General features: G+C 61.1%; 14 protein-coding genes and 1 tRNA gene. 8 read left to right on the top strand and 7 right to left on the bottom strand.

The window, feature by feature from the left end:
• The first annotated feature begins 5 nt into the window (after window positions 1-5).
• Together V5B39_RS05360 and V5B39_RS05355 are read left to right on the top strand one after the other, a co-directional pair.
• Complete coding sequence (locus V5B39_RS05360; protein ID WP_332341890.1) at window positions 6-788, top strand: TatD family hydrolase; 783 nt, start codon at window positions 6-8, stop codon at window positions 786-788.
• A complete protein-coding gene (locus tag V5B39_RS05355; protein ID WP_332341889.1) occupies window positions 785-1,441 on the top strand; it encodes an ankyrin repeat domain-containing protein in 657 nt (218 codons plus the stop codon). The genes V5B39_RS05360 and V5B39_RS05355 overlap by 4 nt, the downstream gene beginning before the upstream one ends.
• On the opposite strand, the gene V5B39_RS05350 is transcribed toward V5B39_RS05355, so the two are convergent.
• From V5B39_RS05350 to V5B39_RS05320, 7 genes are all read right to left on the bottom strand, one after another.
• Entirely contained in the window at window positions 1,433-2,872 is a 1,440-nt protein-coding gene (locus V5B39_RS05350; RefSeq protein ID WP_332341888.1) for a 3'-5' exonuclease family protein, read from the bottom strand. The genes V5B39_RS05355 and V5B39_RS05350 overlap by 9 nt on opposite strands.
• Window positions 2,873-2,963: 91 nt before the next feature.
• Window positions 2,964-3,848: an alpha/beta fold hydrolase gene (locus tag V5B39_RS05345; RefSeq protein WP_332341887.1), complete on the bottom strand. Its 885-nt coding sequence runs from the start codon at window positions 3,846-3,848 to the stop codon at window positions 2,964-2,966.
• Window positions 3,849-3,854: 6 nt separating this feature from the next.
• Window positions 3,855-4,283 carry an RNA polymerase-binding protein DksA gene (dksA, locus tag V5B39_RS05340; protein ID WP_434735651.1) on the bottom strand — a complete coding sequence of 143 codons (429 nt, stop codon included), beginning with the start codon at window positions 4,281-4,283 and terminating at the stop codon, window positions 3,855-3,857.
• 396 nt (window positions 4,284-4,679) lie between these two features.
• Window positions 4,680-4,756, bottom strand: a tRNA-Val gene (locus V5B39_RS05335).
• 167 nt (window positions 4,757-4,923) lie between these two features.
• Window positions 4,924-6,303 carry a sigma 54-interacting transcriptional regulator gene (locus V5B39_RS05330; RefSeq protein ID WP_332341885.1) on the bottom strand — a complete coding sequence of 460 codons (1,380 nt, stop codon included), beginning with the start codon at window positions 6,301-6,303 and terminating at the stop codon, window positions 4,924-4,926.
• Window positions 6,300-6,863 (bottom strand): permease, encoded by a 564-nt coding sequence (locus tag V5B39_RS05325; protein WP_332341884.1) that lies wholly within the window; start codon window positions 6,861-6,863, stop codon window positions 6,300-6,302. Before V5B39_RS05325 ends, V5B39_RS05330 begins: the two co-directional genes overlap by 4 nt.
• 12 nt (window positions 6,864-6,875) lie before the next feature.
• Window positions 6,876-8,393 (bottom strand): sensor histidine kinase, encoded by a 1,518-nt coding sequence (locus V5B39_RS05320; RefSeq protein WP_332341883.1) that lies wholly within the window; start codon window positions 8,391-8,393, stop codon window positions 6,876-6,878.
• Window positions 8,394-9,225: 832 nt separating this feature from the next.
• Between V5B39_RS05320 and V5B39_RS05315 the strand changes: the two genes are divergently transcribed.
• From V5B39_RS05315 to rpsR, 6 genes are all read left to right on the top strand, one after another.
• Window positions 9,226-9,909 (top strand): N-acyl amino acid synthase FeeM domain-containing protein, encoded by a 684-nt coding sequence (locus V5B39_RS05315; protein ID WP_332341882.1) that lies wholly within the window; start codon window positions 9,226-9,228, stop codon window positions 9,907-9,909.
• 114 nt (window positions 9,910-10,023) lie between these two features.
• A complete protein-coding gene (clpB, locus tag V5B39_RS05310) occupies window positions 10,024-12,633 on the top strand; it encodes an ATP-dependent chaperone ClpB (protein WP_332341881.1) in 2,610 nt (869 codons plus the stop codon).
• Between the two features lie 91 nt (window positions 12,634-12,724).
• Window positions 12,725-12,958, top strand: a complete 234-nt coding sequence (locus tag V5B39_RS05305; RefSeq protein WP_332341880.1) for a DUF3567 family protein — start codon at window positions 12,725-12,727, stop codon at window positions 12,956-12,958.
• Between the two features lie 123 nt (window positions 12,959-13,081).
• Window positions 13,082-13,465: a 30S ribosomal protein S6 gene (gene rpsF, locus V5B39_RS05300; RefSeq protein WP_332341879.1), complete on the top strand. Its 384-nt coding sequence runs from the start codon at window positions 13,082-13,084 to the stop codon at window positions 13,463-13,465.
• Window positions 13,462-13,818, top strand: coding sequence for a primosomal replication protein N (gene priB, locus V5B39_RS05295; RefSeq protein WP_332341911.1), 357 nt, complete (start codon window positions 13,462-13,464; stop codon window positions 13,816-13,818). Before rpsF ends, priB begins: the two co-directional genes overlap by 4 nt.
• Window positions 13,790-14,065 (top strand): 30S ribosomal protein S18, encoded by a 276-nt coding sequence (rpsR, locus tag V5B39_RS05290; RefSeq protein ID WP_034923543.1) that lies wholly within the window; start codon window positions 13,790-13,792, stop codon window positions 14,063-14,065. Before priB ends, rpsR begins: the two co-directional genes overlap by 29 nt.
• Window positions 14,066-14,079: the final 14 nt, after the last annotated feature.

Below are 14,079 nucleotides of genomic sequence, written 5' to 3'. Positions count from 1 at the left end.
TGGGGATGCTGGTCGATTCCCACTGCCACCTCGATTTTCCGAAGTTGTCTGCCCATATCGGGCAGGTGCTTGAATCGATGCACGAGAATGGTGTGGGCTGTGCAGTGTGCATCGGCGTCACGCTCGAAGACCTGCCGCGGGTGCTGGCCCTGGCCGAGGCCTGGCCAACGATTCTGGCGTCGGTCGGCGTTCATCCCGAGAACACCGGGGTTCGCGAACCAACGCTTGACGAACTCGTGGAACTGGCTCGCCATCCGCGCATCATCGCCATCGGTGAGACCGGGCTGGATTACTACTGGCACAAGGATGCTCCGGAGTGGCAGCGAGCGCGTTTCCGTACGCACATTCGCGCCGCCCGCGTTGCTGGCAAACCGCTGGTGATCCATACGCGGGAGGCGGCCGCCGATACTCTGCAAGTGATGAAGGAAGAAGAGGCCGGCGAGGCCGGCGGGGTGATGCACTGCTTCACTGAAACCTGGCAGGTCGCCGAAGCGGCGCTTGATCAGGGTTTCTACATTTCCATGTCCGGCATCGTCACTTTCAAGAATGCGCTGACGGTGCGGGAGGTAGCAGGGCGTGTGCCACTTGACCGTCTGTTGGTTGAAACCGACTCCCCCTATCTCGCGCCGGTACCGTATCGGGGCAAGACCAACCAGCCTGCCTATGTGAAACACGTTGCCGAAGAGATCGCGAAACTGCGTGGCCTGAGCTACCAGGACCTGGTCGACGCCACCACCCACAATTTTTTCCGACTTTTTCCTGATGCCCGTACGAAAGTCCCTCAATGAAAATGATTGCGTTGTTGTTTGCCTTGCTGCTTCCCGCCTTGGCCACGGCCGGGGCGTATGAAGACATGGAGGAGGCTCTGATTTCCGGTGACACGCCTTGGGCGATTCAGTTGATCAACCGTGGCATGGATGTCAATTCGGTCGATGCCTTGGGCAATACGCTGCTGATGCAGACCGTCCAGCGGGGTAACCTGGATTTCTTCGATTATCTGCTCAAGCGTCGCGCCCGCATCAATACCCGCAACCGCAACGGTGAGACCGCGCTGAGCCTGGCGGCCTACCAGGGCAAACTGCCGTTCGTCAAACGTCTGGTTGAAGCGGGTGCAGACGTCAACCTGTACGGCTGGCCCCCACTGATCTACGCGTCTTTCAACGGCCATGCGGCAGTGGTCGACTATCTGCTCAAGAAGGGTGCCGAGGTCAATGCAACGACCGCCAATGGTTCGACGGCGCTGCTGTTTGCCGCTCGCTTTGGACATCTCGAGGTCGTCGAACTCCTGCTGCAGAACAACGCCGACCCGAATCTTGCCAACGAACGGGGTGCGACGGCCATCGACTGGGCGCTGAAGACCGAGAATACCGACATCGCCGACCTCTTGCGCAAGGCCGGTGGACATCCCGGCAATCCGGAGGCTGTCGAGCGCTCAAAGTGAGAATCCGGGGCAGGGACGCACGCGCAGTTTGCCCGCCTGCAGAGCCTTGTGGATGAGCCGGTAGATATCGGGGTCGAAGCGGCTTGCAGTCGGGCCATCGGCCAGGCACGCCTGCAGGGCTTCTTCGCTGTGCAGCGTGCCCAGCCAGCGCCAGCGATCGATCAGATGCAGTTCCTCGCGCATGCCGAATTCATCTCGCTCGATCAGCACCACTGCTCCCTGGTAAGGCCAGGCCTTGACTTTGAACTTGGCCAGCCCGGTCAGCAGGCGGGCGCTGTGCAACCCGGCGCTTTCCTTGCCGATGCAGACGCCGCGGCAGTTCTTCTGCCGGTAGGAGGTGCAGGCTTCCCCTGGTTCCGTTTCTTCAAGCCCGAGCTGCCGGTGGCACAGGCGGTGTGCGTCGGCGAGCGTGCGCAAGCTGCGCAGCGCTTCGCGACGAGTCGGGTACAGGCCGAACAGATCGTCGGCCAGCGCAAAATCGATGTCTTCCGCAAAAACGAGTTGCGGCCGAAAATCGCCCTGAGCGTGTTGCCGGAGTTGCCACGAACAGAGTTCATTGGCCGCGGCATGTCGCGGCACAGCGTGACTTCCGACCGTCGGGTGAGACTCTGGCACTGAGCGGGCGAGTTCGAGTTGGCGCAGGTGCGCGCCGAACTCGCCGGCTGCAGCACGCCACTCGACCTGCCAGGTGTCGCGGATCAGGGTCGTGTCGCGTTTGTCCGGCGTGAAATGTGCCAGGACCTGCTGGCGGAGATTGCTGCTGCGTCTGCTCAGCAGCAGGTGCCCGTCCCTGCCGTAAAATGCATAAGCACCTGCCGCTTCGGGCAGGTCATCGATCAGCGCAGCATCGATTTGCGGTGGCAACTCGGGGCGACCGACAATCGCCGCGACCGCACTTGCGATGGTCGCGGCGGGCAGTTGCCGATACCAGCACTGCCACAGGTCCCAGAGCGCGCGCGCGTCGGCTAGCGCACGGTGACGAGCACCCGCAACGCTGAGGCCATGCCGCATCATCAGGATGTCGAGGCTGTGACGGTGGTACTCGGGAAACAGCTTGCGTGAGAGCTTGACCGTACACAGGCTGGATGCCCGAAAATCCACGCCGAGCCGTGCGAACTCGCTTTTCAGGAAGCCGTAGTCGAAGCGGGCATTGTGCGCGATCAGCAAGCGTCCGCGCAGCCGGTCGAGCAGAGCCGGGGCAAGTTGCCGAAACGTGGGGGCAGAGCAGAGCATGGCGTCATCGATGCCGGTGAGCCCGGTGATGAAAGAGGAAAGCGGGATTTCGGGATTGACCAGGACGCTCCATTCCTGTGCGCCATTCGCGTCGACTTCGATCAGGCCGACTTCAATGATCCGGTCGTTCGCCAAATTGGCGCCGCTGGTTTCCAGGTCGACAAAAATCAGCGGTTCGGGTGCGAGAATGGCGTTCACTGGTCACTGTGCCGGGACGTCCGCAAGCACGCTACAACCCCCTCTACAGAGCGGCCGCAGAGGAGAATGTGAGCATGGATGGGGGGATCGATCAGTGTTCTGCCGCTTGTGCCACGCTGGCAATCGCATCGGCAAACACCTCGGTGAGTGCCAGCGGGAGGTCATGAGCCAGTCCTTCGATCACCCGGATCTTGGCTCCCGGGATGTGCGCTGCCACGTCGTAGCCACAGGCAACCGGGATCAGCGGATCGTCGGCGCCGTGCAGGACCAGTGTGGGCGCCTTGATCGTTGCCAGCAGCGCGCGCCGGTCACCACTGGCCAGAAAGGCAGCCAATTGCCGCGCCACTCCAGGCGGGTGGAAACCGCGCGCATGCTCTTCGGTGAGTACTTGCCGCAAACGCTCCGGACAGCTCGGGAAATCGGGGCTGGCGACAGCCAGCTGGCGTCGGAGGGCATCTTCGATCAGCGCTTCCTTGTCACGCGTCGGCGGCAGGGGGGCCATCAACGCCTGTGCAGCCTCGCGCGTCGGTGGCGGCAGGTCGGGATGGCTGCTGGTGGACATGAGGCTGGTCAGCGACAGGGTGCGCTGCGGATAGCGTGCCGCGACAATCTGCGCGATCGCGCCGCCCATCGACGCACCCACGATATGCGCCTTTTCGATCCCTAGTGCATCGAGCAGGCCGACGCTGTCCGCCGCCATGTCCTCAAGCGTGTAGGGTGCGACCAACGGTGTGCCGGTGCGCAGTGCCCGGCCCACTTCCGGAATGCCGGCGGCGTCGAGTTTGCTGGACAGACCACAATCCCGGTTGTCAAAGCGGAGCACGCGATAGTGACGGGCGACGAGTGCCTCACAGAGTTCGGTGTTCCAGCGCCCCAATTGCGCGCCCAGTCCCATGATCAGCAGGATCACCGGCGCCGATTCGGCGCCGAAGGATTCGTATTCGATCTGAAGATTGTTGGCAGTGATCTGTGGCATCGGAAATCAGCCGAAACGGCGCTTCACCAGTTCACGTCGCTCCTGGGCTTCGAGGCAGAGGGCAGCCGTTGGTCGCGCCAGCAGCCGGGGAATGCCGATCGGCTCGCCGGTTTCCTCGCACCAGCCGTAGTTGCCTTCATCAATCCGTCTCAGGGCTTCGCGAATTTTCTGGAGCAGCTTTCTCTCGCGGTCTCGGACGCGCAGCTCGAGAGTGTGCTCTTCCTCGGCACTGGCACGATCGTTCCAGTCGGAACTGGTTGCGCTCTCCTGAAGGTGGTCAGCCGTTTTTTTCACTGCCGAGAGTAAGACCTGTTCTTCTTCGAGTAGTCGCCGACGGAAAAAAGCCAGTTGCTCGGGCGACATGTATTGTTCCGACGGGGCGGACAACAGCATCGCCTCGGTTTCTGCGTCACCTCGTCCGGCAAGCTCGTCCATGTTCATCTCTCCTTCAGTTTCTGTTCGACCACCGATCAGGGAAAGCGCTTGAGGACGCTGGTTCGACCTCGGGCCGCCTATACGGATGGCGCGGCAGCCATCCGCCTAGCTTCTGGCTTCAGCGGTTCATGTTAGCGCATCGCGCGTCAGCGGCATAGCCTGGAAGCGATGGTCGCACGGCCAGGCAGCGGCAAAGTCTCGATTGCTGGACATGCAGCAGGATCATATCCAGGCGCAGTCAGGCCAGCGATGACTTTTCTTCCCGTCTGGTGCGCACGCGACCCGCCGGCAGTCAACAAAAAAGCCGCCTGTAGGCGGCTGGTTCATGAGTTCTTGCGATTGAATACTTTTCCCAAGGACATCCGCGAAATGCCAAAGCAGCACTCAGAATGCGCTTGGTAGGCGCGATTGGACTCGAACCAACGACCCCCACCATGTCAAGGTGGTGCTCTAACCAGCTGAGCTACGCGCCTTCATTGAAATCGACATGACTGACGACTCCAAGGAAGTGCGCATTATACGGGGCTAAAACTTCAAGTCAAGCGACAGCGCACTGCTATGATTGCCTGAGCAATCTGTCGGGGGGTGACTCCTCTTCCTCCTGTCGAAAATCTGGAGCTTGCTCGAACTCTCGACAGTTTTACAGGTGGCCGGGCAGGCCGCGGAACATCGCCGGCGTAAGCTCGTGCTTCTGCAGCAGACGGTAGAACTCGGTACGGTTGCGGTCGGCGATGCGGGCCGCGTCGGCGACGTTGCCGTCGGTCAGTTTCAGCAGTTGCACCAGATAGTTCCGTTCGAAGCGCTGCTTCGCCTCGGCGTAGGACAGAGCCTCCATGGTCGGGACGCGCAGGGCGCGCTGGATCAGAGCCAATGGAATCAGCGGCGTGGTGGCCAGAGCGCAAGACTGTTCGACCACGTTGTAAAGCTGGCGGACGTTGCCCGGCCAGGCCGCACTGACCAAGGCCTCGAGGGCCTCCGGGGCGATGCCGGCGATGGGCTTGTCGTATTTTCTGGCCAGTTGCTGCACGAAACAGGTCGCCAGGAGCGGGATGTCCTCGCGCCGCTCATCGAGGCGCGGCAGTGTCATGGTGACAACGTCGAGGCGGTAGTACAGATCCTCGCGAAACTGGCCTTCGGACATGGCGGCTTCAAGGTCGCGGTGGGTGGCGGAAAGTACCCGCACGTCGACAGGCTCGGCACGCGTGGCGCCCACCGGCCGCACGGCTCGCTCCTGCAACACCCGCAGGAGCTTGACCTGCAGCGCCAGAGGCATGTCGCCGATCTCGTCGAGGAACAGCGTCCCGCCGTTGGCGGACTGAAACAGGCCGGGGTGCGTGGCGGTGGCTCCGGTGAACGCCCCACGCACATGGCCGAACAGTTCCGACTCGAGCAGTTGCTCGGGAATCGCGCCACAGTTGATGGCCACGAAAGGGGCCTTGGCACGTGCGCTGGCGCGGTGGATCGCGCGGGCCAGAACTTCCTTGCCGGTACCGCTTTCACCGCGAATCAGGACGCTGGCGTCCGAAGCGGCCACCACCCGGGCTTCCTCGATCAACTCGGCCATGCGGCTGCTGCGAAAGACAATGCCCTCACGCCAGGCCTCGTCTTTGCCTGTTTCGTGTTCTGCACCGGCGCCCGAGAGTTGCAGCGCTTGTGCAATCTTTTCGAGCAGGTGCTTGCTGTCGAAGGGCTTGGTCAGATAGCCGAAGACACCTTGTGACATCGCCTGCACCGCGTCGGGAATCGTTCCGTGGGCGGTCAGCAGGATCACTGGCAGGGTCGGTCGGGTGGCGCGGATCTCATCGAACAGGGCCAGCCCATTCTTGCCTGGCAGACGGATATCGCTGATCACCAGTTGCGGGGGTTCGACGGCAATGCGTGCCAGACCTTCCTCGGCAGAGGCTGCGGTGGATATCCGTAAGCCTTGGACATGCAGACGCATCGAGAGCAGTCGCAGCAGGTCCGGGTCATCGTCGATGAGCAGAACATGGGCGGCATGGGGTTTGGGAACGGGGTTCATCGCGGGGCTCCGGGCGGTTTCTTTCCGCTGCTGGGACGAACGGGCAGCGAGCGCTCGATATCGCTCAGGGCATCGAGTTTCTCCTGGAGCTCACCGTTGCGGTGCTGGCTTTCCTTCAACTGCTGGAGGAGTTTCTCGTTCTGTGTCGCCAGTTTCAGCCGTTCCTGGTATTGACTGGCCAACACACGGGCTAGTGGGTGCAGACTGGTCGCCGCCGGGTCGCTGCTTTTCAGCACAGCTTCCAGCAAGCTTAGTGCCCGGACGAGATCCTGCACAGCGCGTGGCTGTCCCAGGAGCAGGGCCAAGCGGAGCTGAGTGATCGGGGTGGGAGGGGTCACTGTCAGTGTCGCGCGTTCCCTCAGCAGTTGCGGTGGCGACATGCGCTGGAGCAGTGGGAGATAGCCCAGTAGCGGCAAGATCGCCGCTTCCGCTTCCTCGGTCTGGGCCACGGCGGCGGTCGGCAGCGCTTCCTGCGGCGGTGCCGGTGAGGTGGTGCAGCCACTGAGCAGTAGAACGGCGAGCAGCCCTGGCCAGCCGCTGTGCATGCCGTAGGCCTTCATGGAGTCGTCTCCTCAAGCTGACAATTCACACGGCACCTCGATCCAGAAATGTGCTCCAGGCGCCTTCCCGTCAGCGGGCCGCAGCATCACCCGCCCGCCCATCGCGGTCATCAGTTCGCGGACAATCGACAAGCCAACGCCGCTGCCCTGGCGTGGAGTCGGTGAGGCGCGGGACCCCTGGACGAAGGGTTGGAATATCTTTTCGGCATCGTCGCTGGCTACCCCGGGTCCCTGGTCGATACAGGCGATACGGACGATCTTGCCGAGGACTGCCGCTTCCAGGCGGATGATGCCGGCTTGAGGGCTGAAATCGATCGCGTTCGAGAGCAGGTTATCGAGAACGACCAACAACTTCTCGGCGTCGAGTTCCCGTGTGACTGCTGGCGCGTTGCAGAGCACCGTCAGTTGCCGTGCCTGAATCTGCAGGTCCCGTCCCTGTACGACATCAGCCAGCAGTTGTTGCAGCGGCAGCGGCCGAAAGCATGCGCGACGAGCCTCGAAGGACGCCGCATTGAGCCGCAGCAGGCTTTCGATATGCCCCTGGAGACCCATCACATTGTGCTGCAGGATATCGACCACTTCCTGCTGCGACCCGTCAAGGGGCCCCAGCACCTGTTCCTGCAGCAGGGCGATGCCTTCCCGCAGGGCCGTCAGCGGTGTTTTCAGTTCATGCGAGACCTGTCGCAAGGTCCGCTCGCGCTCGGATTCCAGTTGGTCCAGGCGCTGTCTCAGCCAGTCCAGGCGACGCCCAACCCTTCTGAGATCGGCCGGACCGGGAACCATCACCGGTTCGTCGAAGCGACTCTCCCCAAGTCGTTCGATCGCTCGTTCGATACTGCCGATTGGTCGGGACAGCCACCAGTTCATCGCCAGGGCGACCAGAAACGCTCCGACGACCGCCGTGGCCACCAGCTCGGTGAGTCTCCGGCGGCCCTGTTCCAGTTCCGCCAGAAGCCCGGCATTCTGCTGGTCCATCCAGCGCTGGCCGGCATGCTCGAGCGCTCTGTTGAGTTCGGCAAGGCGATTCAGAAAAGGGAGCAATTCGGCGTGTGGTGCGGATTGGTGAAGTTCCTGGCTGAGCCGTTCGACAGCCTGACGCCAGTCGCCAGGGAGCGTCCCCAAACTCGCTGCGGGAATCGAGTCCAGACGTTTTATGGCGGTCAGGGCATGGGCGACATTCTCGTCAAAGCGCTCGAGCAAGACAGGTTCGTTGAGGACCGTGAACTGCCGCGCGCTGCGTTCGAGTCCGACCGTCCGGTCAGCGAGTTCCTGGAGCGAGGCACTGAGTTGCAAAGCGTGTTCGCCGTGTTGCCGGCTTTGCTGAACAAACTGCTCCAGCAGTAACCAGCTGCTGACGGCTGCCCAGCTCAGGACCAGGGCAATCAACAGGAATCCGGCCAGCATGCTCTGGCGGAACGAGATGCGAATCACGGCAAAGGCCTTCTCCGGGCAATGGTGGAGCAACAGCGATGGGCCTGCTTCGTGCAGGACACGACGAAAATGCCGGCAGCGCCGATCGGTATCCAGCACCCGGCGCGACGAAAGTCGATGCCACGCCAGGATCAACCGCCCAGGGCAATGGGTGGCGTGCCGCCGGGCTTCTCGAGTGCGAAGCAGGCTGCCAGTTTACACCGCCGGCAAGAGCGCTTGCGCAACAAGTTGCCATCGAGCAGGCCGGCAGAAACCGCAACTCGGAACCGTCATGCCCACTGGATCAATGCCTTGCCAGGCTTGTCGCTGGCTGACGACAAGGCAACTCCTTGTCCGTGCAGGCTTTCTCGATAAAGCCCGGTGAGCTTGTCTCTTTTTCCCGACATGTTCCGGGTCAAAGTTAGACCGATGATTCAAGAATCCGACGTAAGCAACGGTTTTATTTTGAAAACGTGTTCTGGCACGAATATCGCTTCTGTTCTCTGGAGGTCAGCCCCGTCACCCTGCCCAAAAGGAAAAGCCGTGTTCAAGAAACCCAAGGTCTGCCGCCCGAGCGAGCCGATTACCCGCCGTGAGGCTTATCCGGTTCTCGGTTCTACCCCCCGGCCCGTTGCGCTCACACCTGACGGCATCGCCTCTGCCGCCAGAGAGCTTGCCCAGAATTCATCTGCCGTTCAACTCCCTCCCGTTGCGAGAGCGCCCGTTCAGCCGTCGCCGGCCGTTCAACCGGCAAGAATCATCAAGGCCCCGTCTACGAAATCCATCCTGGCACGAATATCGTTCCTGCTTTCCCAGAATTAGCCTGGTCGGATCGAAGTGTCTTGCTTTGAAAGTCGCATTAGCGACTCACAAATCTCCCCCCATTTGCGGGGGATGGGTCGGGGAAGAGGGAAGGCCATGACTTTCATGATCAGGGTTATCTGGAAAGGTCATGACCGTTAGGCCAATGACCATCGGCGCCATGAGTTTTCCCGAAAAGCTTCTTGCACCGGACGGATCGAACCGCTGTCTGGTCGGTGCTGCGTGCCGGCGAGTGCAGCCTGATCGACTCTCGGGAACACTCGTGCCGGGTCGTGCTGGCTACGACACCCGCCTGGCACGAACGCCGCACGAGCACGGCATGGCCAGCATGCTGGTGCGCCGGATGTATGCCTGGCGCGGTTACGACACCGAATCGCTCGGGTGGCAGGTGGACGACCCGAATCGGCTGACGCTCGCGGCCTGGCACAACGGGGAAGTCATGGCGACACTGACCCTGGGTCGCGATTCTCCTGCCGGTCTGCTGGCGGACGGTCTTTACGCATCGGAGCTGAGCCGCCTGCGCTGTCCCGACCGGGTTCTCTGTGAAGTGACGAGGTTGGCCATAGACCCGGATTTCCGTTCGCCGGATTTGCTGTTCTCCTTGCTTCAGTCGGCCCATTCCTACGGAAAGCAGTTCTTTGCCGCCAGTGACGTCGTGATCGAAGTCAATCCGCGCCACGCCCGCTACTATCAGCGTCTGTTGGGTTTCAGGCCGTTCGGCAGTCGCCGCCAGTGCCCGCGCGTCAACGCTCCGGCAGTTCTCCTGCATCGGGAACTGCATGACTTTGCCATCCCTGCCGACAAGATCGGTTGATCCGTCCTGCCGAACCTCCGGGCCGGCGCGTGCCACAAAACCTAAAGATCCTTGAATTCATGCGCTCCGTCCCCATTTGCCGGGCATCAACATACTTCTGCCGAGGATTTCAGCATGCGTTTGGATAAACTGACCACCAAGTTCCAGCAGGCGCTGGCCGATGCGCAAAGCCTTGCGGTCGGACACGACAATCAGATCATCGAGCCGCAGCATCTGCTGCTGGCGCTATTGCAGCAGGAAGACGGTTCGACTTCGTCCCTGCTGGCCCGCGCTGGGGTCAATGTGCAGGCGCTCAAGGCGGCACTGGCGCAGGCGCTCAGTCGTCTGCCAAAAGTGCAGGGGCATGGCGGTGAGGTGCAGGTCGGTCGTGACCTGACCAATCTGCTGAACCTCACCGACAAGGAAGCCCAGAAACGCGGTGACCAATTCATCGCTTCGGAGATGTTCCTGCTTGCCCTCTGTGACGACAAGGGTGAATGCGGTCGACTGGCGAAACAGCACGGACTGGTCAAGCAGTCGCTGGAACAGGCGGTGGCTTCGGTGCGTGGCGGGCAGGGGGTGGATTCCCAGGAAGCCGAAGGGCAACGCCAGTCGCTGAGCAGGTACTGCATCGACCTCACCGATCGCGCCCGCCAGGGCAAGCTCGACCCGGTGATCGGTCGCGATGACGAAATCCGCCGGGCCATCCAGATTCTGCAACGGCGTACCAAGAACAATCCGGTGCTGATTGGCGAGCCGGGCGTCGGCAAGACCGCGATCGTCGAAGGGCTTGCGCAGCGTATCGTCAATGGCGAAGTGCCGGAAACGCTCAAGAACAAACAGGTGCTCAGTCTCGACATGGCGGCGCTGCTGGCCGGAGCCAAGTATCGCGGCGAATTCGAGGAGCGGCTGAAAGCGGTGCTCAAGGAAATTGCCCAGGAAGAAGGGCGCATCATCGTTTTCATCGACGAGCTGCATACCATGGTCGGCGCCGGCAAGGCGGAAGGCGCGATCGACGCCGGCAACATGCTCAAGCCGGCGCTGGCACGTGGCGAATTGCACTGCCTTGGCGCAACGACACTCGACGAGTACCGCAAATACATTGAAAAGGATGCCGCGCTTGAACGCCGTTTCCAGAAGGTGCTGATCGACGAGCCGACGGTCGAGTCGACGATCGCCATCCTGCGCGGCCTGCGCGAAAAATACGAGCTGCACCATGGCGTCGATATCACCGATCCGGCGCTCGTCGCTGCCTCCGAATTGTCGCACCGCTACATTACCGACCGTTTCCTGCCGGACAAGGCGATCGACCTGATCGACGAAGCTGCGGCGCGAATCAAGATGGAGATCGATTCCAAGCCGGAGGCGATGGACAGGCTCGACCGGCGCATGATCCAGCTCAAGATCGAGCGCGAAGCGGTGCGCAAGGAACGTGATGAAGCGTCGAAGAAGCGCATGCACCTGATCGAGGAAGAACTGCTCAAGCTTGAACGCGAATACAACGACCTCGACGAAATCTGGAAAGCCGAAAAAGCCCAAGTGCAGGGCAGTGCGCACATCAAGGAGGAGATCGACAAGCTCAAGCTGGAACTGGCGCAATTGCAGCGCGACAACAAATGGGACAAGGTTGCCGAAATCCAGTACGGCAAGCTGCCGCAGCTTGAGGCGCAACTGACGGTCGCCGAGAAATCGGGCGAGGGCGGTCAGCACAACAAGCTGTTGCGTACCGAAGTCGGCACCGAGGAAATCGCCGAGGTGGTCTCGCGTGCGACGGGAATTCCCGTCTCGAAGATGATGCAGGGCGAACGCGAGAAGCTCCTGAAAATGGAAGAGCGCCTGCACCAGCGTGTCGTCGGTCAGGATGAGGCAGTGCGTCTGGTGGCCAATGCCATCCGCCGCTCGCGTGCCGGCCTGGCGGATCCCAATCGGCCGTACGGCTCATTCCTCTTTCTCGGTCCGACCGGAGTCGGCAAGACCGAACTGTGCAAGGCGCTGGCCGGTTTCCTCTTCGATTCCGAGGAGCACCTGATTCGCGTCGATATGAGCGAATTCATGGAGAAGCACTCGGTGTCCCGGTTGATTGGTGCGCCGCCGGGTTACGTCGGCTACGAGGAGGGCGGTTATCTGACCGAAGCCGTCCGGCGCAAACCCTATTCGGTGATTCTCCTCGACGAAGTCGAAAAGGCGCACCAGGATGTCTTCAATGTTCTGCTGCAGGTTCTCGACGACGGCCGCATGACCGATGGACACGGCCGGACCGTCGACTTCAAGAATACCGTGGTGGTGATGACCTCGAATCTCGGTAGTCAAATGATTCAACAGATGGCGGGTGACGATTACCAGTTGATCAAGCTGGCGGTGATGGGTGAAGTCAAGAGCTATTTCCGGCCCGAGTTCATCAACCGAATCGATGAGGTGGTGGTTTTTCATGCGCTCGAAGAGCAGCATATCAAGTCGATCGCCAGAATTCAGCTCGCTTACCTCGAGCAGCGTCTGGCGCAACTCGAACTGAAGCTGGAAGTGGCCGACAGCGCCCTGTCAGAACTGGCGACAGCCGGTTTCGACGCAGTCTATGGCGCTCGCCCGTTGAAGCGTGCGATCCAGTCACAGCTTGAGGATCCCCTGGCCAAAGCGATTCTCGAGGGACGTTTTGTTGCCGGCGACAAGATTCGCGTCGCCTGTGACAATGGCATCATGCGTTTTGACACCGCCGAGAAGAATGTTGGATGGCACGAAGCTTGCTAATGGTTGTCTCTGAAGAAGAGCGTTTGCAAGGCCCGTGCAAGCCCTCGGGGCATTGCATCGTTCCCGTCCACCTGGAAAGGAGTACACCTACATGAACATCGTCTATAACAGTCAGCAGTACGCGATCGTTGCCTACCCGGTGCAGCAGGGTTTCGAGCTGGTGGACAAGGCGGCCAGCCGCAGCCTCTTCGTTCAGGGTTCAGTGGCCCGTGATTTGCGCAAGGCCATAGACGATATTCCCGACAACGAGCGTGACGAAGAATCGATCGACGCGCTGCTCGACGCGTACTGCGCTGGTGCGGCGCGACCGATCGTCCTGCACTGATTTGGATCAGGGCGATCAGACGAAACAGATTGCCCAGCGAAGCATCAGCCCACTATAATGCACGGTTTTTCCACCTTGCCCCACTGTTCGCATGGCGGGGGGCTTTATCCAGAAGGAGTGTTCGTGCGCCATTATGAAATCGTTCTAATCGTCCATCCGGACCAAAGTGAGCAGGTCCCGGCGATGGTCGAGCGGTACAAATCACTGATCGCTGCCCGCGCCGGGCAGATTCACCGTCTCGAAGACTGGGGACGCCGTCAGCTCGCCTATCCGATCCAGAAGTTGCACAAGGCGCATTATGTTCTGATGAACATCGAGTGCGATGACACAACGCTGACCGAACTTGAACATGGCTTCAAGTTCAACGACGCGATTCTTCGGCATCTGACGATCAAGACCAAGCGTGCGGTCAGCACACCGTCCCCGATGATGAAGGATGAGAAATCCAGGTCATTGCTTGAAGTCCGAGAACCGGCGCCAACCGAAACCACCCAGCCGACGGCCTGATTGGCCTGATTGTCGAGGCACTGCTGAATCGCGTCGAACTCAGCGGAATCCTGATCGAGCGCAAGGCGCTACGCTTTACGCCGGCCGGCGTGCCCGTCATGGAATGTCTGATCGGGCATCAGTCGGAGCAGCTTGAAGCCGGTAGCCGCCGCCGTGTCGAATACGAAATCCAGGCGATTGCCTTGGGCGCAACGGCCCAGTGGCTGCAGGCGGCCAGTCCCGGAGCAGCCCTGCAACTGACGGGCTTTCTCGCGGCCAGGAGCCGCAACAGCAGGCAGCCAAGACTGCATATCACCACGATCGAATTTGTTGAAGGAAATCAAGATGGCAAGGTTCTTCAAAAAGAAGGATGACAAGAACGTCAAGAAGCGTGGCAGCGGACTGTTCAAGCGGCGCAAATTCTGCCGCTTCACTGCTGAAAAAATGGAAGAGATCGACTACAAGGATGTCGATTTGTTCAAGGAGTACATCGCCGAGAACGCCAAGATCATGCCGGCTCGGCTGACCGGCACCAAGGCCGGCTATCAGCGGATGCTGTCAGTGGCCATCAAGCGTGCCCGCTTCCTGGCGCTGCTGCCGTACACCGACAATCATCAGTAAACCGAGGAGACGAC

This window comes from Accumulibacter sp., from assembly GCF_036625275.1.
Taxonomy (GTDB): Bacteria; Pseudomonadota; Gammaproteobacteria; order Burkholderiales; family Rhodocyclaceae; genus Accumulibacter.
The sequence above is the reverse complement of the archived record's forward strand: the minus strand, read 5'-3'. Positions and strand labels throughout refer to the sequence as shown.